25 protein-coding genes are annotated in these 25898 nt (G+C 71.7%); 12 read left to right on the top strand and 13 right to left on the bottom strand.

The window, feature by feature from the left end:
- Positions 1-57 precede the first annotated feature (57 nt).
- From metG to C2865_RS34850, 4 genes are all read right to left on the bottom strand, one after another.
- Entirely contained in the window at positions 58-1839 is a 1782-nt protein-coding gene (gene metG / locus C2865_RS34865; protein WP_106402917.1) for a methionine--tRNA ligase, read from the bottom strand.
- Positions 1840-2127: 288 nt separating this feature from the next.
- Entirely contained in the window at positions 2128-2664 is a 537-nt protein-coding gene (locus C2865_RS34860; RefSeq protein ID WP_106402916.1) for a dihydrofolate reductase family protein, read from the bottom strand.
- A gap of 25 nt (positions 2665-2689) precedes the next feature.
- Positions 2690-4195 carry a hypothetical protein gene (locus C2865_RS34855; RefSeq protein WP_157964023.1) on the bottom strand — a complete coding sequence of 502 codons (1506 nt, stop codon included), beginning with the start codon at positions 4193-4195 and terminating at the stop codon, positions 2690-2692.
- A gap of 120 nt (positions 4196-4315) precedes the next feature.
- Positions 4316-5563, bottom strand: coding sequence for a glycosyltransferase family 2 protein (locus C2865_RS34850; protein ID WP_106402914.1), 1248 nt, complete (start codon positions 5561-5563; stop codon positions 4316-4318).
- 223 nt (positions 5564-5786) lie between these two features.
- Here C2865_RS34850 and C2865_RS34845 point away from each other — a divergent pair, with 223 nt between their 5' ends.
- A complete protein-coding gene (locus tag C2865_RS34845; protein ID WP_157964022.1) occupies positions 5787-7160 on the top strand; it encodes a hypothetical protein in 1374 nt (457 codons plus the stop codon).
- Here C2865_RS34845 and rsmI read toward each other — a convergent pair.
- Positions 7120-7956, bottom strand: coding sequence for a 16S rRNA (cytidine(1402)-2'-O)-methyltransferase (gene rsmI / locus C2865_RS34840; protein ID WP_106402912.1), 837 nt, complete (start codon positions 7954-7956; stop codon positions 7120-7122). The genes C2865_RS34845 and rsmI overlap by 41 nt on opposite strands.
- A 124-nt stretch (positions 7957-8080) precedes the next feature.
- On the opposite strand from rsmI, the gene C2865_RS34835 reads away from it, so the two are divergent.
- From C2865_RS34835 to C2865_RS34825, 3 genes are all read left to right on the top strand, one after another.
- A complete protein-coding gene (locus tag C2865_RS34835) occupies positions 8081-9691 on the top strand; it encodes a dolichyl-phosphate-mannose--protein mannosyltransferase (RefSeq protein ID WP_232835970.1) in 1611 nt (536 codons plus the stop codon).
- Positions 9692-9730: 39 nt separating this feature from the next.
- Complete coding sequence (locus tag C2865_RS40360) at positions 9731-10813, top strand: FUSC family protein (protein ID WP_106402910.1); 1083 nt, start codon at positions 9731-9733, stop codon at positions 10811-10813.
- Positions 10814-10935: 122 nt separating this feature from the next.
- Entirely contained in the window at positions 10936-11940 is a 1005-nt protein-coding gene (locus C2865_RS34825) for an alpha/beta hydrolase (protein ID WP_232835969.1), read from the top strand.
- A gap of 19 nt (positions 11941-11959) precedes the next feature.
- Here C2865_RS34825 and C2865_RS34820 read toward each other — a convergent pair whose 3' ends face one another.
- Positions 11960-12871, bottom strand: a complete 912-nt coding sequence (locus tag C2865_RS34820) for a UbiA family prenyltransferase (protein ID WP_106402909.1) — start codon at positions 12869-12871, stop codon at positions 11960-11962.
- 371 nt (positions 12872-13242) lie between these two features.
- Here C2865_RS34820 and C2865_RS34815 point away from each other — a divergent pair, with 371 nt between their 5' ends.
- Positions 13243-13989 carry a phosphatase PAP2 family protein gene (locus C2865_RS34815; RefSeq protein ID WP_106402908.1) on the top strand — a complete coding sequence of 249 codons (747 nt, stop codon included), beginning with the start codon at positions 13243-13245 and terminating at the stop codon, positions 13987-13989.
- Here C2865_RS34815 and C2865_RS34810 read toward each other — a convergent pair.
- Positions 13979-14614, bottom strand: a complete 636-nt coding sequence (locus C2865_RS34810; protein WP_106402907.1) for an NAD(P)-dependent oxidoreductase — start codon at positions 14612-14614, stop codon at positions 13979-13981. The two genes, C2865_RS34815 and C2865_RS34810, sit on opposite strands and share 11 nt — an antisense overlap.
- A 118-nt stretch (positions 14615-14732) precedes the next feature.
- Between C2865_RS34810 and C2865_RS34805 the strand changes: the two genes are divergently transcribed.
- Both C2865_RS34805 and C2865_RS34800 read left to right on the top strand, forming a co-directional pair.
- Positions 14733-15287, top strand: coding sequence for a hypothetical protein (locus C2865_RS34805; RefSeq protein ID WP_106402906.1), 555 nt, complete (start codon positions 14733-14735; stop codon positions 15285-15287).
- A 127-nt stretch (positions 15288-15414) separates the two neighbouring features.
- Positions 15415-16662: a cytochrome P450 gene (locus C2865_RS34800; RefSeq protein ID WP_106402905.1), complete on the top strand. Its 1248-nt coding sequence runs from the start codon at positions 15415-15417 to the stop codon at positions 16660-16662.
- A gap of 7 nt (positions 16663-16669) precedes the next feature.
- On the opposite strand, the gene C2865_RS34795 is transcribed toward C2865_RS34800, so the two are convergent.
- Positions 16670-16861, bottom strand: coding sequence for a hypothetical protein (locus C2865_RS34795; RefSeq protein WP_106402904.1), 192 nt, complete (start codon positions 16859-16861; stop codon positions 16670-16672).
- Between the two features lie 290 nt (positions 16862-17151).
- Between C2865_RS34795 and C2865_RS40355 the strand changes: the two genes are divergently transcribed.
- From C2865_RS40355 to C2865_RS34785, 3 genes are read left to right on the top strand one after another with little or no spacing between them, the layout of a single operon-like run.
- Positions 17152-17301: a GPGG-motif small membrane protein gene (locus C2865_RS40355; RefSeq protein WP_198653818.1), complete on the top strand. Its 150-nt coding sequence runs from the start codon at positions 17152-17154 to the stop codon at positions 17299-17301.
- 54 nt (positions 17302-17355) lie between these two features.
- A complete protein-coding gene (locus tag C2865_RS34790; RefSeq protein ID WP_106402903.1) occupies positions 17356-17805 on the top strand; it encodes an SRPBCC family protein in 450 nt (149 codons plus the stop codon).
- 40 nt (positions 17806-17845) lie between these two features.
- The gene (locus C2865_RS34785; protein ID WP_106402902.1) at positions 17846-18037 is read left to right on the top strand and encodes a CsbD family protein; all 192 of its coding nucleotides are present in this window, start codon (positions 17846-17848) and stop codon (positions 18035-18037) included.
- Positions 18038-18099: 62 nt separating this feature from the next.
- Here C2865_RS34785 and C2865_RS34780 read toward each other — a convergent pair whose 3' ends face one another.
- The gene (locus C2865_RS34780; RefSeq protein WP_232835968.1) at positions 18100-19518 is read right to left on the bottom strand and encodes a sensor histidine kinase; all 1419 of its coding nucleotides are present in this window, start codon (positions 19516-19518) and stop codon (positions 18100-18102) included.
- A 1-nt stretch (position 19519) separates the two neighbouring features.
- Positions 19520-20194 (bottom strand): response regulator transcription factor, encoded by a 675-nt coding sequence (locus C2865_RS34775; protein WP_106402901.1) that lies wholly within the window; start codon positions 20192-20194, stop codon positions 19520-19522.
- 107 nt (positions 20195-20301) lie between these two features.
- Here C2865_RS34775 and C2865_RS34770 point away from each other — a divergent pair, with 107 nt between their 5' ends.
- Entirely contained in the window at positions 20302-20892 is a 591-nt protein-coding gene (locus C2865_RS34770) for a PepSY domain-containing protein (protein ID WP_106402900.1), read from the top strand.
- Positions 20893-21002: 110 nt separating this feature from the next.
- On the opposite strand, the gene C2865_RS34765 is transcribed toward C2865_RS34770, so the two are convergent.
- Positions 21003-22496 carry an Ig domain-containing protein gene (locus C2865_RS34765; protein ID WP_157964021.1) on the bottom strand — a complete coding sequence of 498 codons (1494 nt, stop codon included), beginning with the start codon at positions 22494-22496 and terminating at the stop codon, positions 21003-21005.
- A gap of 262 nt (positions 22497-22758) precedes the next feature.
- On the opposite strand from C2865_RS34765, the gene C2865_RS34760 reads away from it, so the two are divergent.
- The gene (locus C2865_RS34760; protein ID WP_106402899.1) at positions 22759-23538 is read left to right on the top strand and encodes an alpha/beta fold hydrolase; all 780 of its coding nucleotides are present in this window, start codon (positions 22759-22761) and stop codon (positions 23536-23538) included.
- A 36-nt stretch (positions 23539-23574) separates the two neighbouring features.
- Here C2865_RS34760 and C2865_RS34755 read toward each other — a convergent pair whose 3' ends face one another.
- Both C2865_RS34755 and C2865_RS34750 read right to left on the bottom strand, forming a co-directional pair.
- A complete protein-coding gene (locus C2865_RS34755; RefSeq protein ID WP_106402898.1) occupies positions 23575-24747 on the bottom strand; it encodes an ABC transporter permease in 1173 nt (390 codons plus the stop codon).
- The gene (locus C2865_RS34750) at positions 24744-25898 is read right to left on the bottom strand and encodes an ABC transporter permease (protein WP_106402897.1); all 1155 of its coding nucleotides are present in this window, start codon (positions 25896-25898) and stop codon (positions 24744-24746) included. The genes C2865_RS34755 and C2865_RS34750 overlap by 4 nt, the downstream gene beginning before the upstream one ends.

Here is a 25898-nt window from a genome sequence, read left to right as displayed (position 1 = left end):
CCGCCCTCGGGAGCGGTGGCCTCGGCGGGCCCGGCCGGGTCGCCGGTTCGCGAGGTGTCAGGCGCCAAGGCGGGCCAGCTCCTCCTCCACGACGCTCTGGTCGAGCTTGGGGAACAGGGGCACGGGGCGCTGGAGCGGGGTGCCGGCGGCGAGCGGGCTGTGCTCCCAGCGGGCCAGGGCCGCGGCGTAGTCGCCGGTGATCACCGGGTAGACGCGCTCGCCCTCGCTGACCTCCTCGACGCGCGGCATGCCGGACCAGACGCCCTCGCCGCCGAGCATCTCGAACACCTTCTGGGAGCTGTTCGGCAGGAACGGGGTGAGCAGGGTCTTGGCGTCCCAGACCGCCTGCAGCGCCACGTGCAGGACGGTGCCCTTGCGGACCGGGTCGTCCTTGATCTTCCAGGGCTCCTGCTCGGCGAGGTAGCGGTTGGCCTCGCGGACCACGTCGAACGCCGCGGTGATGGCGTTCTTGAACCGGGAGCGGCCCAGCTCCGCGCCGACCTTCGCGAAGGCGTCGCGGGCCAGGGCCAGCACCGCCTCGTCGGCCTCGGTGAGGTCCACGGCCTCGGGCACGGCGCCGTACTCCTTGGCCGCCATGGAGACGCTGCGGTTGACCAGGTTGCCCCATTGGGCGACCAGCTCGCCGTTGTTGCGGTCGACGAACTGCTGCCAGGTGAAGTCGGTGTCCTGGTTCTCCGGGCCCGCCACCGCGATGTAGTACCGCAGGGCGTCGACGTCGTAGCGCTCCAGGAAGTCCTTGACGTAGATCACGACCTGGCGCGAGGAGGAGAACTTCTTGCCCTCCATGGTCAGGAACTCGCTGGAGACCACCTCGTCGGGCAGCTTCAGCGCGCCCAGGGAGCCCGGCTCGCCGCCCTTGGCGCCTTCTCCGTTGTAGCCCAGCAGCATCGCCGGCCAGATCTCGGAGTGGAAGACGATGTTGTCCTTGCCCATGAAGTAGTACGCCAGGGCGTCGGGATTCTGCCACCACTCGCGCCAGCGCTCGGGGTCGCCGGAGCGGCGCGCCCACTCGACCGAGGCGCTGAAGTAGCCGACGACCGCGTCGAACCAGACGTACAGCCGCTTGTTGGGCTGGTCGCGCCAGCCGTCCAGCGGGATCGGCACGCCCCAGTCCAGGTCGCGGGAGATCGCCCGGGGCTGCAGGTCGTCCAGCAGGTTGAGGGAGAACTTCAGCACGTTGGGCCGCCAGTCGCCCTCCTTGCCGCGCAGCCAGCGGCCCAGCACCTCGGTGAAGGCCGGCAGGTCGAGCATGAAGTGCTCGGTCTCCACGAACTCCGGCTTCTCGCCGTTGATCCGGCTGACCGGGTCGATCAGGTCGATCGGGTCGAGCTGGTTGCCGCAGTTGTCGCACTGGTCGCCGCGGGCGCCGTCGTAGCCGCAGATCGGGCAGGTGCCCTCGATGTAGCGGTCGGGCAGGGTGCGGCCGGTGGACGGTGAGATCGCGCCCATCGTGGTGGTGGGGAAGATGTAGCCGTTGTCGTGCAGGCCCTTGAAGATCTCCTGGACCACGGCGTAGTGGTTCTCGGTGGAGGTCCGGGTGAAGAGGTCGTAGGACATGCCCAGGCCGTGCAGGTCCTCGACGATCACGCGGTTGTAGCGGTCGGCCAGCTCGCGGGCCGTCACGCCCTCCTTGTCCGCCTGGACCTGGATCGGCGTCCCGTGCTCGTCCGTCCCCGAGACCATGAGCACCTGGTTGCCCAGCATGCGCTGGTACCTGCTGAACATGTCGCACGGCAGGGCGAAACCGGAGACGTGCCCGATGTGGCGCGGGCCGTTCGCGTACGGCCAGGCGGGGGCGGTGAGGATGTGACGGGACATACCCCAAGCCTACGGCTTACCGCCGAGGCCGCCGAACCGTTATCCACAGGGCGACGACCCGCCTACGGCGCGCTCCCGGCGGCTCAACGCCCGCTCACGCGCACTGAACGTCCCATAGGGCGGCGCCCGCCTACGGCGTGCCCCGCGAGTGAGCGCGCGCTCACTCGCACTCGATGTCCCGCAGGGCGACGCCCGCCCGACGACGCGCCCCCCGGGGATTGAACGCCCGCTCACGCGCACTGGACGACCCGCAGGGCGACGCCTGCCCGGCAAGGGGGCCGGGGAGGGTCAGGTGGGGCGGTAGGTCAGCAGGACGTTCCCCGAGGCGAAGGTGCGGCTCTGGGTGAGGGCCAGGGGGTGCCTGCGGGCCGCCGTGTGGAAGAGCGGCCTGCCCGCTCCCAGCACCACGGGGTGGATCATGATGCGCAGTTCGTCGATCAGCCCGGCGGACAGCAGCGAGGTGGTCAGCTCCGAGCTGCCGAAGACCGCCAGGGTGCCGCGCCGGGCCCGCAGCAGCGCCGGGTCGGTGATCACCTCGGTGTTGTGCCATCCGGGCGCGGTCAGGGTGTGCGAGACGACGATCTTGGCGTAGGAGTTCATCAGCGCCGCGACCAGCGGGTCGTTCTCCAGCGCCTCGGCGGTGGGCCAGTAGGCCGCCATGTGCTCGTACGTCCTGCGCCCGAAGACGATCGTGTCGATCTCCCGCAGCTGCGCGACCGCGAACTCGTCGAACCCCTCGTCGGTGTTCGGCCAGTCGAACTCGCCCTCGGGCCCCTGGTAGTAGCCGTCGACGCTGACGATGTGGAACGAGAAGATCCTGTTCAAACCCCTGCCCTCCTCTGCACGGCGGTCATGACACGACGGCGACGCGCGTCTCCTCGGCTTCCTGGGAGGGGGTCTGGGATCCGGCGCCCGGCGGGGCCTTGCGGAAGCGGCGCCAGGTGTCCAGGTCCCGCAGGGCCACGGCCGCGGCGACGGCCGCGAACGGGACGGCGGGCAGGACGTACCGGTAGTCGAACAGCACGGTGGCGGGCGGGACCACCAGCAGCGCCGTGGCGTAGCCGAACGGCAGCAGCGCCACCCCGCCCCAGTTGCGCCAGCGGGCCAGGACGCCGCCGAGGCCCGCCAGCAGCAGGACGCCCAGGAGCGTCCCCGGCAGGTAGACGGCCTTCTGGTAGCCGCGCATGAAGCCCGCGTACGGCTCCACGACCCGGGTGGCCGTGCTCTGGTCGTCGTAGGGGGCGACCGTCTCGGCCTTGCCGGGCCAGTACTCCTGCGTGGTCTCGGGGAAGACGTAGTAGCTGTAGGTCTTGGGGTCGGGGTAGACGGGGCGGTCCCAGCGGAACGTCCGGCCGAAGTCGCTGAGGAACGCCTGGAAGTAGTCGCCGGGCTGCGCGGCGATCGCCTCCTTGGCGAAGGTGCGGGCCAGGTCGCTCTTGTAGGGCGCGAAGATCCCGCCGGGGTAGCGGAAGATCTGGCTCTCCTCCCACACGTAGAAGTGGGAGGCGGGACGCTGGTCGGGCGGGGTGCTGTCGCACAGGGCGTAGGCGTCGACGGGCAGCTTGTCGCCGAACCTGTCGCAGTCGGCGAACGTCATGGTGCGGCTGTAGAGGAAGACGCCGTCGGTGCCGCTGAGCGCGAACTGGCCGTTCACCGAGGCGTACCAGCCGCAGTAGGCGGCGATCGGGATGACTCCCGCGGCCAGCCCGCCGGCGACCGCCTTCCAGCCGGCCCGCCGGATCACCACGAAGACCAGCATGATGATCAGCAGCGGCATGCCGATGGTCCGGGTGATGGCGGCCAGGCTGAGCAGGAGCCCGGCGACGGCCACCTGCCGGACGGACGGCCGGGGGTCCCACAGGACGAGGGCCGCCGCGACGGTCACCAGCAGCAGGAAGTAGGTGTCCGACAGCAGCAGGTGCTCCAGCTCGATCTGGTTGCCGTCGAACAGCACCGGGGCGACGGCCGCCGCCGCGGCCCAGCCGGGCAGGGCACGCCCCCTGGCGAACAGGTGGGGCCGGCGCAGCAGGGCGTACAGGACGCACGCGACGGCCAGGCCCATCAGGTGCTGGACGGTCACCACGGCGGCCACGCTGTGCAGGGGCCGCAGGAGGATCAGGAGCAGCGGGTAGCCGAAGGTCCGCACGGGGTCGGGCCGCGGGTTCAGCGCCACGTCCACGTACGGGTAGGAGTCGGGGAACCAGATGGCCCAGCGGTAGCCCAGGATCGTGACGATCCGCAGCACGACGGCCAGGGCCAGGAGGACGAGGAGCACCCGGTGGCGCCCGGCGAACGCGAGGAGGGCCGCGCGGCTCGGCACCGGCGGCACGGGCAGCCGCCTCAGTCGTTCCATCACGATCTCACCCCCCGGTTCACCTCAGAGTAGCTTTGGGCGCCCAATCTCCCTTATCGGACGTTCACCATCGAACGGAACGGCACGGTCGTTGCGCTATCGCAACGCGGCGATTCCGGCGGCTCAGTCCTCCACCGCCGCGACCGGCTCGGGCGCGGGACGGCCCGGCTTGCGCACGGCGTCGGCCACGGTGAGCGTCTCGTGCGCGCCGTCCTCGGTGCCCGGGTGGCTGGAGCGGCGGATGCCCAGGATCGACAGGAACGCCGTGCCCAGGATCATCTGGCAGCTCATCATCAGCGCGGTGGCCGACGGCACGACCATGCGCAGGGTCTCGCGGGCGTTGAGCTCGCCGAACTGGGCGCCGTGCCAGTGCACCACCGACACCCCCACCCCGGCCAGGCCCGCCACCGCCAGCACGCCGCCGACGACCAGGCCCTTCTCGAAGCTCCAGGAGTTCAGCAGCCAGTTGGCCCTGCGGTCGGCCGGCAGGAAGCCCTCGGCCACGCCGTAGGCCTTGGTGAGCAGGGAGAACACCACCGCCTGGAAGCCGATCACCACCGCCGCCGAGGCGCCCACCAGGGTGTCGACGTCGAAGACCACGCCCCGGATGTCGATCGGCTTGATCGCCAGCGCCACCCCGGAGACCAGGCCCACCGTCATGAAGACCAGGCCGGGGATGAGGAACAGCCAGCGCGGGCTGTAGAGCAGCAGGAACCGCAGGTGGCGCCAGCCGTCCCGCCAGGTGTTGAGGTGCGGCGGGCGGGACCGGCCGTCCTTCTTCAGGGTGGTCGGCACCTCGGAGATCCGCGCCCCGGCCAGGGTCATCTTGACCACCAGCTCGGAGGCGAACTCCATGCCCGAGGACTGCAGGCCCAGCGCCAGCGCGGTGTCGCGGCGGAAGCCGCGCAGCCCGCAGTGGAAGTCGCCGATCTTGGAGCCGAAGAACAACCGCCCCACGAACGACAGGACGGGGTTGCCCAGGTAGCGGTGGAGCGGCGGCATCGCGCCGGGGTCGATCCCGCCCGCGAAGCGGTTGCCCATCACCAGGTCGGCGCCGGTCCGCAGCTCCTCGACGAACGGCATGAGCGAGGTGAAGTCGTAGGAGTCGTCGGCGTCTCCCATGATCACGTAGGTGCCCTTGGCCGCCCGGATGCCGCCCATCAGCGCGTTGCCGTAGCCTTTGAGCGCCACCGGCACGACCCTGGCGCCGGCCGCCTCGGCCAGCGCCTGCGACCCGTCGGTGGAGCCGTTGTCGGCGACGATGACCTCGCCGTCGATCCCGTACTCCTCCAGGAAACCCACAGCCTTACGGACACAGGTCTCCACGGTCTCCGCCTCGTTCAGACAAGGCATCACCACGGACAGTTCCATGGGAAAGGGCTCCTTAGGATTTCGACTGGGCCTGGTGAAGGTATGGTGCCGGGCATTCTGACCGCACATCGGCGCCGTTGCAAAGCCGCAACCGGGCCGCGGACGAGATCTGGATCAGGTGACCAGGATACGACGGAGCCCTCCGAGGGCCGGGGACAAGGCCCCTGCCCCCCTGCCCGGTGCCGGCCTGCCCCCTTCCGTCCTGCGGCGGCACCGCGTCTTCGTGGCGGTTCTCACAGCCGGCGCGGTCCTGCGGGTCGTCGCCATGGCGGGCTACCGGCCCGCCCTCTGGTTCAACGACGGCTACGACTACGTCCAGATCGCCCTGGACCCGTTCCCCCACCCGATCCGGCCCGCCGGCTACGGGTTCTTCCTGTGGCTGCTGCGCCCCTTCCACGACTTCGGGGCGGTCGTGGCCGCCCAGCACCTGCTGGGCCTGGCCACCGGCCTCCTGGTCTACCTGCTGCTCACCCGGCGCGGCCTGCCACCGGGATGGGCCGCCCTCGCCGCCTCCCCCGTCCTGCTGGACGGGGGGATCATCCAGCTGGAGAGCCTGGTCCTCTCCGACACGCTCTTCCTCTTCCTGGTCGTCGCCGCGCTGACGGCGTTGCTGTGGCCCGGCCGGCATCCCGCCCTGCCCGTGGCCGCCGGGGCCCTGCTGGCGGCGGCCACGGTGACCAGGACGATCGGGCTGCCGGTGCTGCTGCTCGTCCTGGCCTGGCTGCTCCTGCGGCGAAAGTGGCGGGCCGTGGCGATGGCCGCCGTGGCGGGCCTGCTTCCGCTGGCCGCCTACGCGGGCTGGTTCCACTCCGAGAACGGCCGCTACGGGATCACCGCGACGGACGGCGTGTTCCTCTGGGGACGGACCGCGGCCTTCGTGCACTGCGAGAACATCCCTGAGCACCTGCGATACCTGTGTCCTTCCGGTGAGCCGGAGGAGCGCAAGGCGTCCTCGTCCCAGGTATGGGCGGCGGAGTCCCCCATCGGCTGGGACTTCGGCGAGGCGTTCGATCCTCGGATCAACGCGGACGCCCAGCGCTTCGCCGTGCGCGCGCTCCTGGAGCAGCCCTTCGACTACGCCCAGACGGTCGCCTACGACCTCTTCGTCCGGACCTTCCGCTGGGAGCGCGACGACCACCCGACCGCCGTCACGGCCCGCAAGTACCTCTTCCCCGAGCAGGCCGACGACCTTCCGGCATGGCCCGTGCTCGGCGGCGGCACCCCGTCGGACGTGCTCACCGCCTACGACCCTCAGGTGGATCCGGACACCGGCACGGAGATCGTCGAGCCCTACGCCGGGTTCATGCGCCTCTACCAGGAGGTCTTCACGGTCCGCGGGCCGGTGCTCGCGGCGGCCCTGCTCCTGCCCGCTTTCCTGTGGTACCGGCGCCGGTCCCCGTCCCCCGCGGTCCTGCCCTGGGCCGCCGGAGCCGCGCTGCTGGCGGTCCCGCCCCTGACCGTCGACTTCGACTACCGGTACGCCCTGACCGCGACGCCCGTCGTCGCGCTCGCCGCCGGATACGCCTTCCTCCGGACCCGCGACGACGAGCTACCGGTCATTTCGCCTCTAGTACCGCGGAGTAGACAGCCTTCTTAGGCACCTTGTTCTCCTTGGCGATCTCGGCGATCGCCTCCTTGCGCGTGATTCCGGCGCTCTCCCTGGCGAACACCGCCGCGGCGAGCTCGGCGGGGTCCGAGAGCGTCTCGCGGGGCGGGGCGCCCTGGACGACCAGGGTGATCTCGCCCCGGACGCCGTCCGCCGCCCACGCGGCCAGGTCGGCCAGGGGGGCGCGGCGGATCTCCTCGTAGGTCTTGGTGAGCTCCCGGCAGACGGCGGCGCGGCGCTGCGGGCCGAACGCCTCGGCGAAGGCCTCCAGGGACGCCGCCAGCCGGTGCGGTGCCTCGAAGAAGACCATGGTGCGCGGCTCGTCGGCCAGTTCGGCCAGGCGGGAGGCCCGCTCGCCCGGTTTGCGCGGCAGGAAGCCCTCGAAGCAGAACCGGTCGGTGGGCAGCCCCGACAGCACCAGCGCGGTCGTCACCGCCGACGGGCCGGGCAGGACGGTGACCGGGACGTCCGCGGCGACGGCCTCGACGACCAGCCGGTAGCCGGGGTCGGAGACCCCGGGCATCCCCGCGTCGGTGACGACCAGGACGTCCCTGCCCTCGCGCAGGTCGCCCAGCAGCTCGGCGGCGCGGTCCCGCTCGTTCTGGTCGTAGTAGGAGACGACCCTGCCCGCCGGCGTCACCCCCAGGTCTGCGGCGAGCCTGCGCAGCCGCCGGGTGTCCTCGGCCGCGATCACGGGGGCCCCGGCCAGGGCGTCCCGCAACCGGGGCGAGGCGTCGTCGGCCCGCCCGATGGGGGCCGCGGCGAGAATGAGGGTGCCTGTGCTCATCGGTCCATTCTCCTTCCTCCGCCCGCGGGACGGCGCACGCCGCGGCGGCCCCCGGCGCCCGGACGCGCGCTCGCGTTCCACAGGGCCACTCCTCGCGCTCGCCCGGCCCCCCTACGATGGCCGGGTGGCTGTCACCGAGACCGAACCGGCACCGGCGCCCCCCACGTTGCGCGAGAGGCTGGCGCCGCGGGTGCCCGGCAGCGCGCTCTGGGGCTGGCTGGGTCCGCTGCTCGTCACCGTCTTCGCCGGTTTCCTGCGCTTCGACCGGCTCGGCGTACCGCACGCGGTCGTCTTCGACGAGACGTACTACGCCAAGGACGCCTACGCGCTGCTGAGGTTCGGCTACGAGCACTCCTGGGTGCGCGAGCCCGAGCACCTGGCGGACGAGCTGTTCCTCGAGGGCAAGGCCGACCAGATCTGGGAGGGCGGCGGCTCGTTCATCGCCCACCCGCCGTTCGGCAAGTGGATGATCGCGATCGGCGAGTACTTCTTCCAGGTCACCCCGTTCGGCTGGCGGTTCATGGCCGCGGTGGCCGGCACCCTGTCGGTGCTCATCCTGTGCCGGGTGGCGCGGCGGATGACCGGCAGCACCCTGCTGGGCTGCGCGGCCGGCCTGCTGCTGGCCCTGGACGGCCTGCACCTGGTGACCAGCCGCACGGCGCTGCTGGACGTCTTCCTCATGTTCTGGATCCTGGCGGGCTTCGCCTGCCTGGTCGCCGACCGCGACCGCTCCCGGCGGGTCCTGGCGGTGAAGCTGGACGCCGACCCGTCCCGCGGCTTCTCCCTCGGCCCCTGGCTCGGCCACCCCTGGCGCGTCCTGGCGGGGCTCTGCTTCGGCCTGGCCTGCGGCACCAAGTGGTCGGCCGCGCCGTTCCTGGCCGTCTTCGTGCTGATGGTCGTCCTGTGGGACGTGGGCGCCCGCCGCGCGGCCCGTGTGCAGTTCCCGGTGGGCGGGGCGCTGGCCAAGGACGGGGCCGCCACGCTGCTGAGCCTGGGCGTCCTGCCGGTGGTCACCTATGTGGCGACCTGGTCGGGCTGGCTGTTCACCAGCGGCGGCTGGGGCCGGGGCACCCCGGCGAAGAACGTGCTGCTGCGCCCGTTCGAGGGGCTGCCCGACCTCGTGCGCTACCACCGGGAGATCCTGGAGTTCCACAACGGCCTGACCTCCAAGCACCCCTACCAGTCCTGGCCGTGGGACTGGCCGGTCCTGCGCCGTCCCGTCGCGTTCTTCTACAGCGAGCCGCCCACCGGCTGCTCCGCGGACAAGTGCTCCCGCGAGATCCTCGGCATCGGCACCCCCGCCCTGTGGTGGGCGGCGCTCGCGGCCCTGGTGGTGATCGCCTTCCTGTGGCTGGTCTACCGCGACTGGCGGGCCGGCGCCGTCCTGGCCGCCTACGTGGCGGGCTGGGCCGCCTGGCTCCCCTCGGCCTTCGGCGGCCGCACCATGTTCATGTTCTACGCGCTGCCGCTGACCCCGTTCATGGTGCTGGGCGTCGTCCTGGTCCTGGGGCTGATCATCGGCCCGGAGCGGTCGCATCCGCGGTCCCGCCGGGCCGTCGGCTCGGCGATCGCGGGCGCCTACGTGCTGCTGGTCCTGCTGAACTTCTGGTACCTGTACCCGGTGCTGACCGCCCAGACCATCCCCTACGACACCTGGCACTCCCGGATGTGGCTGGACTCCTGGATTTTAGGAGATCCAAACTGGAGCCAAGAGCCCTCCAGTTCCGGTTCCTGAGCCTGGTGCCCGCGCCGCGGATCGCCTATCAAGGGAAGGGTGAACTGGGGCACCTCGGTCCGGCTGGTGGTCACCGCGGTCGCCGCGTACCTGGTGGCCGACGGGGTCCTGACCGAGGTGAAGATCCCGCTGCTGGCGCCCCTGACCGCACTGCTGATCGTCCAGGTCTCGCTCTACCAGACGCTCCGGCACTCCCTCCAGCGCGTCCTCAGCGTCACCACCGGCGTGGTCGTCGCGGTGGTGGTGGCGGTGCCGATCGACTTCAGCTGGTGGAGCCTCGGCCTGGTCATCGCGATCTCGCTGCTGCTGGGGCGGCTGTTCAAACTCGGTGACCACGTGCTGGAGGTGCCGATCAGCGCGATGCTCATCCTGCAGCTGGGTTCCCAGACCCCGGCGGGCGCGCTCGACCGGATCATCGAGACGTTCATCGGCGCGCTGGTCGGCCTGATCGGCGTGCTGCTGACCTCGCCGGTCAGGGTGGAGACCGCCGAGAAGGGCCTGCTGGACCTGGCGTCCGAGACCGCGGACCTGCTGGACTCCCTCGCCGACGATCTGCACCTGGAGCCGGGCAACGTGCACGCCACCACCTGGCTGGGCCGCAGCAGGCGGTTGTCGGAGCGGGCCAGGGACACCGAGACCAAGCTCAGCGAGGCCGAGGAGAGCGCCCGCCTCAATCCCAGGGCCAGGATCGCCGGCGGCCCCTCGCAGGCGCTGCGCGCCGCGGTGACCGCGCTGGAGCACGGCGCCATCCGGCTGCGCGGGCTGGCCCTGTGCATGGCCGACCGCACGTGGCTGCAGCTGCACGACCGCACGGGGCTCGGCTCGGACATGTGGGCGACGGACGTGCGGACCCAGCTCGCGCTCACCCTGCGCTGCCTGTCGGGGGCGGTCCGGCTGTTCGCCGCGACGGCGACCGCGCCCGGACCGGAGTCCCGGGTGAGGTACGGGCAGGCCGCCCATGACCTGCTGGTCGAGGGCCGCGGGCACCGGGAGGCGCTGGGGTCGCTGCTGCGGGACGACCCGGGGCACTGGCCGCTGCACGGGGAGCTGCTGGCGCATCTGGACCGGCTGCTGGACGGGCTGGCCCCGATCCAGCTGGGCGTGCGCCCCGGCCCGGCCTGAGGCCGCCGCGCCGCAGACCCTTCAGCACTTAGTGGGGAAACATCCGTTATCACTCACTTTTGTACATAGCTTCGGAGATCCACAACGCGCACACTCTTACCTCCTGAGGAGGAAGGTGCCCCGTGGACGCAACGGTCAGATCACTCGGTCCGGGGGCGGTGGCCGTGCTGGGCGCGGCGCTCGTCGCCCCGCTGCTGGGCGTCGTCCCCGCGGAGGCCGCCGCGCGGCGGCCCGCCGAGAGCGGGGCGCGGATCGTCCGGGAGGAGAAGCTCGGGCGGTACATGCGCGACCTGACCGTACGCTCGCCCCACCTCGCCGAGCAGGTGAAGGTCAGGATCCTGCTCCCGGCGAACTGGCGGAAGAAGACGAAGCGGACCTGGCCCGTCCTGTACGCCTTCCACGGAGGCCAGGACGGCTACGTCTCCTGGACGCGCAGCACCGACATAGAGAAGTGGGCGCGCCGCTACGGCGTGATCGTCGTCATGCCCGAGGCCAGCGACGGCAGCTACACCGACTGGCACAACCACGGCAGGGGCGGGGTCCCCCGCTGGGAGACCTTCCACACCTCCGACGTCGTCCAGCTCGTCGAGCGCAACTACCACGGCGGCGGCCGGCGCGCGGCGATCGGCGTGTCCGCGGGGGGCATGGGCTCCCTCTCCTACGCCGCGCGGCACAAGGGGCTCTTCCGCTACGCGGCGTCGCTGAGCGGCATCCTGCACCTCACCGCGCCGGGCATGCCCGCGCTGGCCATGGTCACCAACGCGGCGAACCTGCACGACCCGACCGCCATCTACGGCGTCCCCGGCGTCGACGACGCCAACTGGCGCGCGCACGACCCCTACGTGCTCGCCCCCCGGCTGCGGGGCGTGGGCGTCTTCTTCTCCGCCGGCACCACCGGGCGGCCGGGTCCGGGCGACCCGAAGGTCGGCCCGGTCGACGTCGGCCTGTTCGGGGAGCGCGCCGTCGGGCAGACCAACCGGGACTTCGGCAGGCGCCTGAAGGAGCTGGGCATCCCGCACACCGCGCGGCTCTACGGCGACGGCCGGCACAACTGGCCGGCGTGGCGGCGGGTCTCCAAGAAGCTCTGGCCGACGCTGATGCAGCGGATCGGCGCCCGCCGGCTCTGAGGCCCGCGGGCCGCGCGGGTCAGAAGGAGATCACCTCGGTGTAGGCGAGGGCGAAGACCAGGCAGGGCACCAGGAACAGCTTGCCGACCCGCAGCATGCCCCTGCCGACGTCCTTGGGCTCGCGGGCCTTGCTGAGGCCGCTGTGGTACAGCCAGACGAACACCGGGGCGCAGACCGCCCACGGCCAGACCATCCACTGCGGGAACACCTCGCCGACGGCCGCCATCGCGACGGTCAGCAGCCAGAAGCCGACCCAGCAGACCAGCCCCACCAGGTAGGTGCGCCCGGCGCCGATGCGCACCGCCATGGTGGTGTACCCGCTGGCCCGGTCGCTCTCGATGTCGGGGATCATCGTGGGGGTGTAGAGGGCGATCTCCACCAGCAGCACCGCGGCGGCCGCCGCCCAGGGGAACCCGTCGAGCGGCCTGACCGCGGCCCAGCCGCCCAGCACCGGGAACGCGAGCCCGGTGCAGTTGCTCAGCACGTCCAGGCCCGCCCGGTTCTTCCACTTCAGCGGCGGGACGCTGTAGATCCAGCCGCACGCCAGGAAGCCCAGGGCGGCCAGCGCCATCTCCGGGCGCACCGCCAGGGACAGCAGCAGGGCCAGCGCCGCGGCGCCGTAGGCGGCGGCCTTGGCCCCGCCCTCGGAGATCCGGCCGGCGGTGAGCGGGGTGTTCTTGCGCGGGTTGAGCAGGTCCCCTTCCAGGTCGTAGGCGTCGTTGATGGCCAGCACGGCCAGCCAGACCAGGGGCCCCCAGATGACCAGCCCGAGCAGGCCCGTGGCCGGTCCGACCAGCTCTCCGCTGGCCAGCAGGTAACCCAGGTAGAAGGGCACGAGGGAGACCGCGTAGACGCCGGGGCGTGAGATCTCCCAGAGGTCCAGGAACAATTGCCGGGCCCTGCCGAGAACCTGGGGAGTGGCCGTCACCATCAGTTACCTCGCGAATGGGGGGTGTTACGCCGGCGAAAGATGCTGGCCGAGATTATGCCCTCGGAGCGCCGGGGAGATTGTTCCCGGAACGGTAATTAATCGCGCTAAAACTGAGCGAAGATAAGTGGTGCAGACCACACCGTATCGGCTTTGCTTCCATATGATGACGGTGCGTCTTTTGACACCTGGTCCAATGAGAGGCGTCCCCCCTCGATCCTACGGCCCGGCGCGGAGCCGGGCGAGGGGAAGCGGGGAACCGGTCGGCCGCACCGGGGCCGGAGCCGCCCGCGGCCCCGATTCTTCCGTAATACCAGCCCACCTGGGCGTTAACCGAGAATTCAGCCTCCTGTTGTTCCCTAGAATCAGCCCCTATGGCACTGGACTCCGGGAACTACCTCAGCCGACACCTGCCCGCCGCGCTCATCCTGGTGGGGGTGGGCGCGGGAGGCGCCCTCTGGCTGGCACCCCAGGGCAGCGGCGGCGACACCCCCGTACGGGTCCGGGACGGCGCCTCGGTGTCGGTCTACCGGTCGATGACCGAGGCCGTGGAGGGCGCTCCCCACTGGCTGCACACCGTGCTGGAGCTGGCCTCCGAGGCCTCCGTGGCACTGCTGGCCCTGACCCTCGTGGTGGTGTGGGCGCTGGCCGTCCGCCGCCGGGACGCGCCCGTCGTCGCCGGGACCATGATGATCGGCGTCGGCACCGTGGGCGCCTACGCGCTCAGCGAGGGGCTGAAGCTGCTCGTCTACCAGGAGCGCCCGTGCCGCGCCCTGACGGACGCCGCGGCCGTCGCCCCCTGCCCGGAGCTGGGCGACTGGTCCTTCCCCAGCAACCACACCACCCTGGCGGTGGGCGCCGCGGTCGGGCTGGCGGTGCTGCGCCCCCGCCTCGCCGCGCTCGTCCTGCCCCTCGGGCTGGCCGCCGCGGTCCTGCGGGTCGCGGTGGGCGTGCACTACCCGCACGACGTGCTGGCCGGAACGGTCCTCGGCGCGTGCTTCGCGGTGGCGGCGCTGCTGATGTTCGCCCCGGCGGCCACCCGGCTGGTCGCCCCGCTGCTGGCCCGGCTGGGGGGCGGCTCCCCCGCCGTGCCGGAGGGCGGCCGGCCGCTCAACCGCTGACCACCGGCATCGCCCGGGAGAAGCGCCGGTCGGTGAGCTGGTCGACGAGGAAGTCGGCGATGTCGGCACGGGTCGACGACATCGCGATCGGGTCACGGCCGAGGAACCCCGCCCGCAGGGTGCCCCGGCGCGGCCCGTCCACGGCGGCGACGACCCTGGCGAGGGTGTAGTCCAGATCCGAGCCGACGACCAGGTCGACCATCTCGGTCAGCTCGTGCACCGCGTGGGGGAACATCGCCCGGCCCATGAGGAGGCGGATCCTGCGCTTCCAGTGCGGGGCGTCCCGGGGATCGGCGACCGAGGGGGTCGCCAGGCCGATGAACCGGTCGATCCCGGCGCCCCGCATGGCCGTGACGATCACCCGGACGCCGTCGGCGAGGTCCATCGCCCCGCCCCGCCGCAGGGAGGGGCCCAGCGCGCTGATGACGGCGCCGCTGCCCCGCAGCGCCTCGGCCACCGCCGCCCGGTCGGTCAGCCGTCCGGGCAGCGGCAGCAGGGCCGGGTCGGCGCGGCGGACCCTGCCGGGGTCGTGGACGAACGCCACGACGCCGTGCCCGTCGGCCAGCAGCCGCTCCACCACCAGCCAGCCGATCCGCCCGGTGGCGCCGAACACGGTGACCTGCATGAGGTGCCCCTACCCGGCGACACGCGGGCGGCCGCGTGTCACGGCTCTGCGCGTTCCCACGATTACCTAAAGTGAGGATCGCCGCGTGATCATCACTCGCGGCGGAGGGAGACGCGCAATGAGAACATCTCGACGCGCCGGCACGGTCGCCGGCGCGCTGGCCCTGGCCCTGGCCGGCGGCTCGGGGGCGGTCGCCGTGGCCGACCCCGGCCACGGTTCCCGGGGCCTGGTGAAGATCTGCCACCGTACGTCCTCGCTGGCGCACCCGTATGAGCTGCTGAAGGTGCGCCGGGACTCGGTGCAGTTCACCAGGCACCTCCAGCACCGCTCCTACACCGACAGGCACGGCTTCCGCGACCTCGTCGACGGCGTGGACGGGCGGATCGACAGCCTGGAGGACTGCCCGGAGTGGTGGGACCTGCAGGACCGGACCTTCAAGCCCTACAAGTGGCACCGGCACGAGCAGCACACCAAGCACAACAAGCAGGAGAAGCTCAAGCAGAAGCAGGGCCAGGACCTCCACATCCACCTGTACGACAACAAGAAGAACCACAAGAGCAAGAAGCGGCACGAGACCTACAAGCCGCGGGAGCTGAAGCCCGCGCAGAAGCCCAAGACGCGCAAGCTCGCGCCCCGGGGCGTCCGCCCGAAGGGCACCGTCAGGGCCTCCTGACGCGCCGCCCGCCGAGACCGGCGGCCGCTCCCTCGGGAGCGGCCGCCGGGCCACTTGACCGGCCCGGCCCCCGGGAGGAGGTTGAGGGACACGGTTCCACCCGCCCCCGACCCAGGAGAACCGGCCCATGCCCCCCGTCTCCGGCAGCGCCCTTTCCGCCCCCGGCGCCGAGCGGATCTTCCACGAGACCATGCTCGCCCTGCGGGACGCCGACCCCTATCCCGGCTACCGCCGCCTCCGCGAGAAGGCACCCGTCCTGCTCACCAGGGAGGGCGTCCTCGTCCTCACCCGCCACGCCGACTGCGCCGCGGCGCTGCGCCACCCCCTCCTCGGCGCCCGGGGCGGGGCGCCCGGCCTCGGCGCGACCGGCCTCCCCGAGGACGAGCTGGTCCTGGCGCTGCGGACCGTGCAGGACGGCATGGCGTTCGCCGACCCGTCCGGGCACGCCCGGCTGCGGCGGCTGGTCTCCTCGGCCTTCGCCGGGCGCCACGTCGAGGGGCTCCGCCGCGCCGTCACCGCCCGGGTGGACGCCCGTCTGCGGGCGCTGGCGAAGACGCCCGGCGCCGACTTCGTCACCGGGCTCGCCCTGCCCCTGCCCGTCGACGTGCTCGCCGACCTGCTGGGCTTCGCCGAAGCCGACCGGGCCGCGCTGCTCCCCCTGGTCGGGGAGATGAACGCGGCCTTCCGCTCCGACGCCGGCCGCCCGGCGCGGTCGCGGGCCGCGCACGCCCAGGCGGCGCTGGCCGACCTGCTCGGCGGGCTCCTGTCCGCCAGGCGGTCCCGGCCCCGTGACGACCTCCTCTCCCGGCTGGCCGCCTCGCGCGCCGACGACGCGCTCACCGCGGACGAGGCGGTGGGGGCGGCCCTCCTGCTGCTGGGAGCCGGGGGCGAGACCACCGGCCACCTGCTGGGCAACGCCCTGCACGCGCTGCTCGCCGAGCCGGGCCAGTTCGAGCTGCTGTGCCGCGACCCGTCGCTGATCCCCGGCGCGGTGGAGGAGCTCCTGCGCTACGACGCACCCGTGCAGGCGGCCGCGCGGTCGGTGCTGGAGCCGTTCGCCTTCCTGGGTGTGCAGCTGGAGCCGGGGCGGACGGTGCTGGCGCTGCTCGGCGCGGCGGGCCGGGACCCCGGCCTGTACGAGGAGCCGGACCGGCTGGACGTCGCCCGCGCCCCCCGTCCGGCGCCCGCGCACCTGGCCTTCGCGGCGGGGCCGCACTGCTGCCTGGGCGCCCACCTGGCGCGGCTGGCGCTCGAGGTCCTCCTGCAGAGGCTGGTGGCGGACCACCCGCGCTGCGCCCTGGCGGGACCGCCCGTGCGGGACGGCGGCCTCGCCCTGCGGGGCTTCGCCCGGCTGCCGGTCGTGCTGGCCCCCTGAACCCGGTTCAGGGCCGGTCGGGGCGCTCGTCCGGCTCCGGTTGCGGGGAGACCGTGGCGTGCGCGGTCCGCTCGGCGTCGGCGGGGTCGAGCTCCTCCTCGGGGACGCCGCGTTCCAGCGCGTCCGACACCCGTTCGGCGGCGCGCTCGCTCTCCGGCTCGTCCCGCCGTCCGTCATGATCGTTCTTCTTCGTGCCCATGGTGTCCTCCTATGCCCGCGCACGGGCGCGCCCAACCTTTCTCATTTCCCGGCCAAGCCAATCCCCGCCGCATGCCAAAGTAATCCAACTCACATCTCGGTTCGGTCACTATCGAGCCGGATCGGTGAGCAGCGGATCAGTCAAGGAAAATTTCACCTTCACCCCCGGTCGCCAGGAATAGGTGCTGACCTGCGGAAACGCGGCGCCCCCGTGGTGAGTTGATCTCCAACCTGCCCCCTTCGTCCCCGATTGCGGCGTTTAGGCGAAGAAACTCAGGGCAGGCAAAAAACATGGCGACAATTCTGTGGATCATCGCAGTGGTCTTCGTACTGGCGGGGCTCTACACCCTGCTGGCGCGACGCGACCTGCTGTGGGGAATCATTCTCATCGTGGTCGGGCTCCTCATCGGCCCCGGCGGCGTCAGCATCTTCAATCCTTGATCCGGCGGGCCACGGAAATCCAAAAAAGGTCCAAAAGAAAGGTGGGAAAGAAGAGTGAGCACCATCGAGCAGTCCGTCGAGGTGGACGTTCCGGTCACCACGGCCTACAACCAGTGGACCCAGTTCGAGGAGTTCCCGAAGTTCATGGAGGGGGTCGACCGGATCGAGCAGGTCACGCCGACCCGCACCCACTGGAAGACCAGCATCGCCGGCGTCCACCGCGAGTTCGACGCCGAGATCGACGAACAGCACCCCGACGAGCGCGTGGCCTGGCACACGCTGGGCAAGCCGCGCCAGGCGGGGGTCGTCACCTTCCACCGGATCGACGACGGCACCACCCGGGTGATGCTGCAGATGGACTTCGAGCCCGAAGGGCTGGCCGAGCAGGCAGGCGACAAGCTCCACGTCGTGGAGAGCCGGGTCAAGGGCGACCTGCGCCGCTTCAAGGACTTCATCGAGAGCAGGGGCCAGGCCACCGGCGCCTGGCGCGGCGACGTCAGCTGACCGCCGCCCGCCCCTCCGCTCCCGCGAAAGGAACAGTCACATGGGTTTCCTCGACAAGCTCCGCAACAAGGCGACCATGGGCAAGGGCCGCGCCAAGGAGAACCTCGGCAGGCAGAACCGCGACCCCGAAATGCAGGCGGAAGGCCAGACCGACCGCCTCCGGGGCGGCGCCAAGCAGGTCGGCGAGCGCGTGAAGGACGCCGCTCGCGACATCCGGCGCAGCACCCGGTGACAGAGCCAGGGAGGCCGCGGTGTCGGGGGTCCCGCGGTCTCCCCTCCCTCTGCCTCGCGTGATCACCCTTCCGCCGGCACGGCGGGATTCAGGGGCAGGGTGATCTCGAAGACGGCACCCCGTGCGGCCGGTTCGACCGCCCGGAGCGTGCCTCCGTGGGACACGACGATCTCACGTGCGATGGGCAGACCGAGGCCGGCACCGCCTTCGTCGCGGGTCCGGGCGTCGTCACGACGCACGAAACGCCCGAAGATCCGCTCGCGGTCGGCGGGAGGGACGCCCTCCCCGTCGTCGGCGACGCGAAGGACGGCCCGGCCTCCACGAGCGTGCAGCGCCACGCTCACCTCCGAGTGAGCGTGGCGCTGCGCGTTGTCCACCAGGTTGGACAGCGCGCGGGCGAGCTGCCTGGGGTGGCCCTGCACCCGGACGTCCTCGGCCAGATCAACGGTGATCGGGACCCTGTCGGCGTCCGGCCTGGCCGCCAGCTCGCCCGCCACGAGCTCCGTCAAGGAGATCTCCGAAGCGGGCGGCCGCGCCTCTCCCGCGTCCGCGCGGGCGAGGAAGAGCAGGTCCGTCGTGAGCTGCTGCAACCGGTGCACGTCCTCGACGGCGCCGGGCAGATCGAGGAGTTCCCGGTGTTCGAGCGCGATCTCCAGTTGCGCGCGCAGGGACGCGATCGGGTTGCGCAGCTCATGGGAGGCATCGGCGACGAAACGCCGCTGCTGCTCGACCGAGGACTCCAGGGCGGCGAGCGTCCGGTTGGTAGTCGCCGCCAGCCGGGCGATCTCGTCGCGGGAGTCCGGGACGGGCACTCTGCGGGCCAGGTCGCCCGCTTCGGTGATGGAGGCCATCTCGCCCCGGATCGCCTCCACGGGACGCAGCGCCCTGCGGGTGACGAGCCAGGTGGCCACGGCGACGACGAGCAGCACCGGCGGCAGGCCCAGGAGCATCGTCCGCACCGTGGCGGAGACCGCGTTACGGGTCGTCGTCAGGTCCGTCCCCGCGTAGACCAGGACGGTCGTGCCGTCGGGAGCGGTGGCCTCCACGGCGGCGAACCTGTACTCGCCGGCCACGCCGTCGATCACCGCCTCGCGCGTGCTGAAGACGGCGTTGGTGGAGACCTCTCCCCTGCCCGGATCACCGTCCTCGTCGTCGTCATCGTCCAGGTCGTCACGGCGGGTCCGGTCCTGCCCGCCGGCCGCGACGGACGACAGGTCCTCCGTCGCCGCCACGACCCGGCCCCCGGGGCCGATGACCTGGACGGGTTCGTCCTCGTCGGGAAGCCGCAGATCGCCGAAAGCGACACCGCCCGCGATCTGGGAGGCGACCCTGCGGGCGCTGACCTCGGCCTCCAGATCCGCGGTGTGCACCAGGTCGCTGCGCAGCGAGAGGACCACGATCAGACCCGTCACCGCCAGCACGAGCGCCACCACGGCGGTGGCGCCCAGCGTGGTGCGCGCGCGCACCGAGCTCAGGTTCACGTCAGCCTCCGGCCGTCAGGCGGTAGCCGGAGCCGCGCACCGTCACGATCGACCTGCGCCCGTAGGGGATGTCGAGCTTCCGGCGCAGCGCGCTGATGTGCACCTCCACGACGTTGGGGTCGCCCCGGTAGGCGGAGTCCCACACGTGTTCCAGGATCTCCCGCTTGGAGACGACCTGCTCGGCGTGCAGCGCGAGGTGCTCCAGGACGGCGAACTCCCGGGCGGTCAGGGTGATCTCCTCCCCGGCGCGCAGGACGCGCTGGGCGTCCGGCTCCACCGTCAGGTCCCCGATCGTGATCGCGGGCGACCCGCCCCGGGTCCGGCGGCGCAGGAGCGCGCGGATGCGCGCCCTCAGGACGACGTAGGAGAAGGGTTTCGTCACGTAGTCGTCGGCCCCCACGTCCAGGCCCTCGGCCTCGTCGTACTCGCCGTCCTTGGCGGTGAGCATGAGGATCGGGGTGTCGTCGCCCGCCGCGCGCAGGGCCGAGCAGATCCGGTAGCCGCTCATGCCCGGGAGCATCACGTCGAGGACGAGGAGGTCGTACTCCTCCTCGGTGGCCCGGTGCAGCCCCTCGGACCCGTCGTGGACGACGTCCACCGTGAACCCCTCGGCGGTCAGGCCACGCGCGAGCGAAAGGGCGAGGCGTCGTTCGTCCTCCACGATCAGAAGTCGCATACCGCCAGCTTGCCAAACCGCACCTGAAGCGGGCTTCAGGTTGCTTCAGCGAACCTTCAGCACCGTTCGGGCAGGGTGGAAGCATCCCAGCAGAAGGAGAGCACGCAGTGAAGAAGCGCACCCTGATCGTGATCGCCGCCGCCGGCGTCGTCGCCCTGGGCGGCGGGACCGCCGTGGCCGTGGCCGACGACGAGGCCGTCAGCCGGGTCACCCGGACCGTCACCGGCGAGCCCGCCAAGACCGACCTGACCCTGGAGCAGGCGGTCGCCAAGGCCCAGGAGGCGGTCAAGGGCACCGTCGGCTCCGTGGAGCTGGAGGACGGCGGCACCGGGTGGGACCTCGACGTGCTGGCCGAGGACGGGACCTGGCACGAGGTGGAGATCGACGCCGCCGGCAAGGTCACGAAGAAGGCCGAGGACACCGGTGACGACGACGCCGAGGACAGGGCGGAGGACAAGATCGAATCCGACGCGCTGAAGTCGGCCAAGGTCTCCGCCGTCCAGGCAGCCTCCGCCGCGCTCGGTTCCGTCCCCGGGACCGTCACCTCGGTGGACCTGGCGGACGGCGGCCGCGTCCCGGCCGCCTGGGACGTCGAGGTCCGCAACGGTGAGGGCGTCGAGCACGCGGTGGTCGTCGACGCGGTGGACGGCAAGGTCGTCTCCAGCCAGGTCGACTCCGACGACGAGGGCGACGACTGAGCGCTCGGGCCGAGCCCCGCGCGGCGCGGGTCCGGCACCTCGTACCGGCCGGCGCGCTGACGGCCCCCACGGAACGTTCACCGCGGGGGCCGTCAGCGTGAAGAGGGCGCTCAACCGGCCTTCGGGCCACCCTTGATCTTCAGGATGACCTTCTGGGAGGCCGCGGAACCGACCCCGTTGGCGGCCGTGACGGTGAAGGCGTACCTCCCCGGCTTCGCCGGGGCGCCCGACAGCACGCCGGTCTCCTCGTCGAGGCGCAGTCCTTCGGGGAACCTGCCTCCGCCGACTTTGAAGACCGCCTTCGGGAAGGCCGACGCGGTGAAGGTGTGCTCGTACGCCTGGCCCCGGATCCCGTCAGCGGGCTCCCCGGAGGTGAAGACGGGGGCGCGGTGCAGCTCGGACTCGCTTTTCGCCACCACGAACGGGGCTTCGGGGTCGCCCGTCCAGCGGTGCAGCGTGATGTCGGCGGTCTGCAGGCCGTTCACCTTGCTGTCCTTCGCCAGGTAGAACAGCCCGTCGCCGAGTGACTCGATGCCGACGTCGGCCTTCTGCACCCAGCCGCGGATGCCCGTGGCCGCATCGGTACGGCCGTCCTTCGCCAGTGCGATGAGCCGGCCCTGCTCGCCCCCGGTACCGGCGAGCTCCCCCTGCACGGGCTTCGTCGCGGCGTCCACGGCGAACAGCGTGTAGTTCGGGTACGCGGGCTTGGACCCCTTGTAGACGCCCATGAACCAGCGCTGAAGGAAGCCGTCGTACTCCAGGTTCTGCACGCCGTACCGGGTGTTGCCGGTGAAGACGAAGTACTTGCCGGACACCGCCTCCGGGCCGCTGCGGTGCGGAGTCGTCTCGCTGAGCGGCTTCTCGTAGGAGGCCCAGTCCGCGATGTCGTACTGCAGCAGCACCTGGTGGTCGTTGTCGGTGCGGTCGAGGTTGGAGTAGATGCCGTAGGCGACGGTCAGGTACTGCTTTCCGCCGGTCTCGCCGAACTTCGGGCCGAAGCTGACGCCGTCGATGCCGCTGCCGCCGTAGCGGTGGTCGGGAGTGTTGCCGACATTGCCGTCGAAGACTCCGTCTCCGTTCATGTCGGCGGTGTAGTCGTCGACGACCTCGTCCAGGTGCACCGTCTGGAAGATCTCGGAGTTCTGGGCCTCCATTCCCGGCCGGACCACCTTGTCCACGTCGATGACCGCGATGTAGAAGGCCTCCTGCGCCTTGTACTCGAGGGAGCCGTAGACGCGGCCGTCCTCCTCGTTGAAGTCGAGGTCGCCGAGGTGGCCGGTGAAGCCGCCGAGGGTGCCGATCACCTTGCCCTCGAGGTCGGTCTTCACCAGCAGCGTGGTGAACGAGTAGTAGATGAACCCGTTCTTCTGGTCGACCGCGATGCCCTGGACGTGGCTGGTGTTCCACGAACCGCCGTTGAGCGTCTTGTTGAAGCCCTTGATCTTCGACGTCGCGGGCGCCGCCGCCCCGGCGGGACGTACGGTGTCGGCCGGCTCCCGTGCCTGTGCCGGTGCCGCGGCCGTCGCGTAGGCCGCGACGGCCGTGAGCGACAGGGCCGTCACCGCTCGGCCTCCCCAGCGCCGTATCCCCGTGGTGCGTCGCAAGTGATCACTCCTTCTCCCGGCGCCCGGCCGTCCGGGCGTCCGCCGGGCCAGAGTAGATCGTTCCATTGCGAAATTTCCGGCAATTCGGAAAAGAATGATCAAACGCAGCGGGAACACTGAAAGCTTGGCAACCCCCCACTTGATGCCAGTTGTGGCTGAATTAATTGCGCCCTATAAGTAGACAATCCGTACAACAAGCGCGGTATCATCCCAGCTGCCACTGGGATGAACTGGTCGTCCCGCCGTGGAAGAGGGAGCGAACATGCTGGCTTACGAGCGTGTCGGGACGGGCGAGCCGCTGGTGCTGCTGCACGGGCTGTCCCACCGCAGGCAGGGCTGGTACCCGGTGCTGGACCGGCTGACCGAACGGCGCGAGGTGGTCCTCGTGGACCTGCCGGGACACGGCGAGTCGCCCGAGCTCGGGCCGGGCGCACCCGCCGAGGCCATGCTCAAGGAGATCCGCCTCCTGCTCGACCACCTCGGTCTTGACCGTCCGCACGTGGCGGGCAACTCCCTGGGCGGCAGGCTCGCCCTGGAGCTCGCCGCCCAGGGCGCGGCCCGCAGCGCCACCGTGTTCTCCCCCGCCGGGTTCTGGAACTCCGGCGCCGAGTTCGCCTACACCCGCTCCCTGTTCCAGGTGGTCACCGCTCTCGCCGCCCGGCTCGAGACCCGCTCCGAACGGCTGATCGCCACCAAGGCGGGCCGCGCCCTGGCCTTCGGCTGGATCCACGCCCGCCCCCACACCGCCCTGCCCGAACTCGCCCTCGGCGACTTCCAGGGGCTGCTGCGCGCGCTGCCCACGGTCGAACGCTTCATCAAGGAGCGCGAACCCCTGCGCGCCACCGTCTCCCGCGACGTCCCCGTCACCATCGCCTGGGGGTGGTACGACCTCGTCCTCCCCCTCTACCAGTCGTCCGTGGCCCGCCGCCGCTTCCCGCACGCCCGGCACTTCCGCCTCCCCGGTTGCGGCCACGTCCCCATGGTCGACGACCCCGCGCTGGTCTCGAGGCTCCTGCTGCGCGGCAGCGACCCGGTGCGCTGACCCGCGGCCTCCTCCCCGGCTCCGCGGGTCCGGGCGTCAGCGCACCCCCGACAGCAGGGCGCGGCGCAGCAGCCAGGTTCCCAGGGCCAGCAGCACCGCCGCGTAGGCCAGCAGCACCCCCACGTTGACCAGGATGTCCCCCAGCCCCCCGCCTTCCAGGACCAGGACGGCGAAACCGTCGTTGGCCCAGCCGTGCGGGATGAGGAAGGCCACGGTGCGCAGGGCCGGCGAGAAGAACTCCATCGGCATCATCGAGCCGCCGAGCGCGCCCAGCCCGAGCGAGAGCAGCAGCCCCACCCCGTTGACCTGCTGCTCGGTCCGGAAGATCGCGCCTGCGAGCATCGCCGCGCCGCCGCCGGCCAGGCAGAACGCCACGAGCAGGGCGGCGGCGCCCGCCGGAGAGCCCCAGCCGACGCCGAACAGCGCCGCGGAGCCGATCATGAGCACCAGTCCCTGGAACAGGGCGAGCCCGACCCGGGCCAGCGCCGTCCCGGCCAGGATGGTGCGCACCGGGGTGGGGGTGGCCAGCATCCGGTTGGCGATCCCCAGCCTGCGGGAGACGATCATCGCGACCGAGCCGTTCATCGCGGTCAGGAAGATGAAGAGCACGAGCTGCTGGCTCGCCCCCACGTCGAACTGCTCCGCGTCCGCGTATATCTGCTCCTCCCCGACGGTGACGGTCTCCACCGCCACCTCGGGAACGGAGGGCGCCGTCCGGTCGGCGCGGGCCAGCATCTCGTCGAGCGGGCCGTCCCCTTGCGAAGCCGCGTAGCGGGCGGCCTTCAGCCGTTCGGTCTCCTGCCCCGCCACCGCCTGGACCCGGAAGCCCAGACGCACCCCGTCCATGGCCCCTTCCCGGCTCACGAACCGCACGACGCCCGCCGAGCCCGCCCGCACGGCCCGGTCGTACCCGTCGGGAATGACGACTCCGGCCTCCAGCCGTCCCCGCTCGACGTCCGCGGTGAGATCCTCCACGTCGGACACGACCCTGACCCGGAGGCCGGACAGCTCACGCAGCTCCGCGGCCATCCGCGCGGCCAGCGGTCCGCCGTCCTGCACCACCAGGCCCACCCTGGCGTCGCCGCCGCTGCCGAAGGCGACGCCGACGACGAGGATCAGCATCATCGGCATGAGGAAGATGAAGAACACGCTGCCGCGGTCGCGGAGCATCATCCGCAGCTCGGTACCGGCGATCGCGAGCGCCTTCACGCGCCCGCCTCCCTTCTCCAGCCGTACACCGCCACCCCTCCGGCGACGGCGGCGAACGCGGCGAGCACCGCCACGCCCGGCAGCACGTCCCCGACCGAGGCCCCGCCCGACAGGTCCGCCAGGCTCTGCAGGAACCAGTAGTGCGGGGAGATCTTGCTGATCTGGCTCATCAGCCCGCCGAGCTGCGCCACCGGGAAGAACGCGCCGCCGAGCGCGCCCAGGACGATCGCCAGCACCGCCTGGCGGTTGCTCGCCGCCTCATGCCCGCGCGCGAACGCCGCCACCGAGGCCATGAGCGCGGTCGCGGCGACCACCCCCGTCAGCACGACCAGCGCCAGCCCCACCGGGTCTCCCCACTGCGCGTCGAACAGCAGCGCCATCGCGGCCATGAGCAGCGCCATGCTCACCGCACCGACGAACACGCTGAGCAGGAGCTTGCCCGCGAGGACCGCCGTACGGGACACGGGCGCGGCCAGCAGCCGGGCCATCGTGCCGTTCTCCCGTTCTTCGAGCATTCCCGAGGCACCGAACTGCACCGTGAAGAAGAGGAAGAACACCGCCATCCCGGCGGCCATGTAGGTCCCCCAGTCCAGCTGCTTGTCGGAGGTCCCGACGCGCTCGACGGCGACGGCCTCCGACGACGCCACGGCCTGCTGGACCGCCTGCGGATCGCCGCCGCCCGCCAGCGCGACGGCCAGCCGGACGGTCGTGACCTGTGACGTGTAGGAGGTGGCGATCGCCCGCGCCACCGAGGTGCCCGTCGGAGAGCCTTCGTCACCGACGATCACGATGGCGGTCTCCGCACCCGACTCGACGGCCGCCGTGAAGCCCTGGGGGATGACGAACAGCGCGGTCAGGTCGCCGTCCTCGACCAGCTTCTCGCCCTCTTCACGGCTCTGGACCGTGCGCAGGTCGATCGCCCCCGAAGCCTCCACGGGCCGCAGCACGCCGTCCGTGAAACGGGAGGCCGCGGTGCCGCGGTCGGCGTCAAGGAGGCCGATCCGCGTCGCGCTCTGCTCGTCCACACCGCCGAAGACCAGGTTGAACACGAACGCCAGCCCCAGGGGCAGGAGCAGCGCGTACATGAGCAGCGTCTTGTCCCTCAGACGCTGCTTGAAGTCCTTGCCCGCGATGAGGAGAGCCGTGCGCAT

The sequence above is a fragment of the Actinocorallia populi genome, assembly GCF_002995495.1.
Classification (GTDB): Bacteria; Actinomycetota; Actinomycetes; order Streptosporangiales; family Streptosporangiaceae; genus Actinocorallia; species Actinocorallia populi.
The sequence above is the reverse complement of the archived record's forward strand: the minus strand, read 5'-3'. Positions and strand labels throughout refer to the sequence as shown.